Genomic DNA, 3,156 nt, shown 5'->3' with positions numbered 1-3,156 from the left:
GCAGTTTGTCCGTCAGCGACAGACGCTGCCTTACCCCAAAACAGTGGAAACCGCCCTTTTGCATGCGCTGCAGGACGGCTCGATAAATGGCTCCCATAAACAATGCCGGCAAAAGAATTTGTCGCTGTTGCGGTATATTCAAGACAATATCTGCTTGCCGATAATTTTCTTGCGCCTGCTCGGCCAAACGCGCCAACACCTCCCCCAACTGCGGTGTCCAACGCCCAGACAAGAGATCCTCTTCCCTGACCCCCGCCTCCTGCAACCAATCCTGTGGCAGATAGATGCGACCCATGCGGGCATCCTCGGCCACATCGCGCACGATGTTGGTCAGTTGCAAGGCCTCTCCCAAATAGTGGGCAAAATCCTGCTCCCGCTCTGCCGACCAACCATCCGGCTCCTGTCCATGGGTAAAAATGCGCACCGCAAGCAAGCCAACCGTCACCGCTACCCGATAACAATAGCGCTGCAACGCCTCTATCGTCGGATAACGATGCTGCTGCAGATCCATCTCCATTCCTGCCAAAATTTCATAAAAAGGCTGCTCCGGCAGATCAAACAGAGCACGATAATGGGCCAATTCTAATACAATAGGGTGCTCTGCTGTGCCGGCAAAACCCTGCTGCAACCACGCTCGCCACTCCTGCAAACGGGCTGCAGCCTCCGCAACCGGCAAGCCATTGTCCACCACATCATCCACCTCCCGGCAAAAAGCATAGACCGCATACATGGCCCCACGACGCGGAGGCGGAAGAAAAAAAAAGGGGAGAAAAAAAGAGGTATGTGATGCAAGCGTTTTGCGCCGACAATATTGTGCCGGGGTCATGCCTTAACCTGTGCCATTCTTTTTATACCTTGAATTGATTTAACATCGTATCCAGTTGACCAGCAATCTTCTTGATATCAATGGCTCTCTGATCCACTACCCCACTGCAGCGACTGATCTCATTGACCAGTTGATTGACCTCGGCAACCGATTCGGCCACCTCCGCCGATATGGCTGAAGCATGGGTCACATTTTCGCTGATGCCACGATTGCCACGCGAGGCTTCTGTCACCGAGCGCGCCATATCCTCAATCCCCAAAGTCGCTTCGCTCACATTACGGGTCACCTCAGAAATGCCTGCAGAAATCTCTCCCACATTACGGGTTACATCCGCAATACCCTCCGTGGAACGGCCTACCCGTTGCGTCACCTCCTGATTTTCCAAAGCAACACGATCCATCGCCTGCGCAATCTCTACCATGGCTTGGCTCTGCATCTCAACCGCGTGTAAAATCAGGCGATTGGCCTCATTAATCGCATCAATACGCTCTGTTACCCTCTGCACACGATTGCTCACTTCAACAACATTATATTGAATCTCTTCCACTCGCTTGGAGATATGTCCTGTTGCCTCACTGGTCTGATGCGCCAACTGTTTGACCTCTTGGGCAACCACTGCAAACCCTTTCCCCGCCTCCCCAGCCCGTGTCGCCTCAATCGAGGCATTCAAAGCCAACATGTTGGTCTGCTCGGCAATATTCTTGATCGCAACAACCACCTTGCCAATCTCATTGGCAGAACCGGTCAACTTTTTCATCACCTCCTGGTTGGCTACTGCCGCGGCACTGGCCTCGCGTGAACCCTCACTGGCGGTTTCACACTGTCTGCGCACATCCTGCAAAGAGTGATTGACCTCCATGACCGATGAAGCAACACGGCGCACATTATCAGCCGAACGCTCCACAGCCTGTTTGACCGCCTCCTGCGCCCCCGAAGCCTGACCTGCCGCTCTGGCAACATTGGTCAAGGTGGTTGCCGCCTCTTCACTGGCCGCCGAAATGGTGGTCATATTGATGCTGGCCTCTTCCGCCGCCGCACTGATTGTCGCCATGGTCGTGTCGCTGCGTTGTGCCTCTCCCGCAATGCCATCCATATCATTTTTTAAGTTGCCCGCGGAGTGGGCAACTGAACGCGCCTGGTTACTGAGTGTTCCCGCTCCTTGATGCAGCTCATCGGCAACCTGTTCCATCTGGTGCGATGCCTCGTTCAGAGTCGTGATATTGGTGCGAATTTCGGCAACCATACGCCGCAGACTCTCTACCATGTTCCGTAACGCCTGCATCGCCTTGCCGATCTCATCCTGCTCTGTCGTCGACGGCAGTTGGCTGAGCAAATCACCCTCCGCCACCTGATCAAAAGCCCGCAACATGCCATTATCGGTCTACCAATACGCCGTTGCACATAAAATACCGCTATCCCTACCCCCAGCAAACCACTCAATAGGGTAATACCGATGATCATGCTTTCTAAACGATGGATCCCCGCATAAAACTCCTCTGTCTTGATGCCCACATAGACAATGCCAATAATTTCTTTATTGACATCAAAAATAGGATCATAGCCGGTAATATAGGGAACGCCCAAAATCTCCACGACCCCACGAAAGGATTTTTTCTGGTTAAAAATGGCATCATGTGCAGCATTTTTGGCCAATTGCGTGCCCGTTGCCCGGCTGCCATCTGCTTTCATTACCGATGTGGCAATGCGGGTATCACCCATAAAAATTGTCGCCGTTCCACCTACCAAGCGCGATACTGTATCGACAAGATCATTGTGCCCATTGAGAATCGTTTGCTCTGCAAGCAGTTGACCATTTTTCAGCGTATAACTTTTGCCAACTCCCTGCAGCACATGCCAGGCAACTCGCATATTGCGCTCAATGGCCAACAAAGCCTCTTGATCGCCCTTTTTTTGTAATTCAACAAGGGTGATCAATGCTGCCCCACCGCCGACAAACAGGGCCGTCAATAACACCACCAAACCGATTCTACCGGTTAACGACAACTGAAAAAGCCGAGACATATATCTTTTCCCATTCCATTATAGGCTTACTTTCCTGCCCCCCATAGCACAGCATAGCGATTTTTCTTCCACTTGCACGTAAAAAAGTTGCAATGCAATAAAGAGTGCCTGTTTGGCCTTTTTAGCCTATTTGGCAATTTTTTCAATACTGTTACATCTGCACTATTTTCCTTGGCCGCCAGCAAGGGAGTGCGTTACTGTGTACCAATAAGTATAGTCCCTCGTAACTATTCACCACCCAAAACTATTGCGGGTCCAGGGATGGCACCTCCCTGGCCGGGTCCAGGGATGGAATCCCTGGGATTTTG

3 protein-coding genes are annotated in these 3,156 nt (G+C 51.9%); all 3 read right to left on the bottom strand.

What is annotated here, in order from left to right; translation table 11 throughout:
- Positions 1 to 826: presqualene diphosphate synthase HpnD (gene hpnD, locus EJP87_RS14945; protein ID WP_130472660.1), on the bottom strand; the 826-nt coding region annotated here is incomplete at its 3' end.
- Between the two features lie 22 nt (positions 827 to 848).
- Positions 849 to 2,195, bottom strand: a complete 1,347-nt coding sequence (locus tag EJP87_RS14940; RefSeq protein WP_130472659.1) for a methyl-accepting chemotaxis protein — start codon at positions 2,193 to 2,195, stop codon at positions 849 to 851.
- Positions 2,084 to 2,848 carry a cache domain-containing protein gene (locus EJP87_RS14935; protein WP_130472658.1) on the bottom strand — a complete coding sequence of 255 codons (765 nt, stop codon included), beginning with the start codon at positions 2,846 to 2,848 and terminating at the stop codon, positions 2,084 to 2,086. The genes EJP87_RS14940 and EJP87_RS14935 overlap by 112 nt, the downstream gene beginning before the upstream one ends.
- Positions 2,849 to 3,156 lie beyond the last annotated feature (308 nt).

This window comes from Candidatus Magnetaquicoccus inordinatus (assembly GCF_004217665.1).
GTDB lineage: Bacteria > Pseudomonadota > Magnetococcia > Magnetococcales > Magnetaquicoccaceae > Magnetaquicoccus > Magnetaquicoccus inordinatus.
The sequence above is the reverse complement of the archived record's forward strand: the minus strand, read 5'-3'. Positions and strand labels throughout refer to the sequence as shown.

Bases quoted from the DNA above. Each gene is read 5' to 3' on its own strand.
- EJP87_RS14935 (WP_130472658.1), bottom strand. From the start codon at position 2,848: ATGTCTCGGCTTTTTCAGTTGTCGTTAACCGGTAGAATCGGTTTGGTG.
- EJP87_RS14940 (WP_130472659.1), bottom strand. From the start codon at position 2,195: ATGTTGCGGGCTTTTGATCAGGTGGCGGAGGGTGATTTGCTCAGCCAA.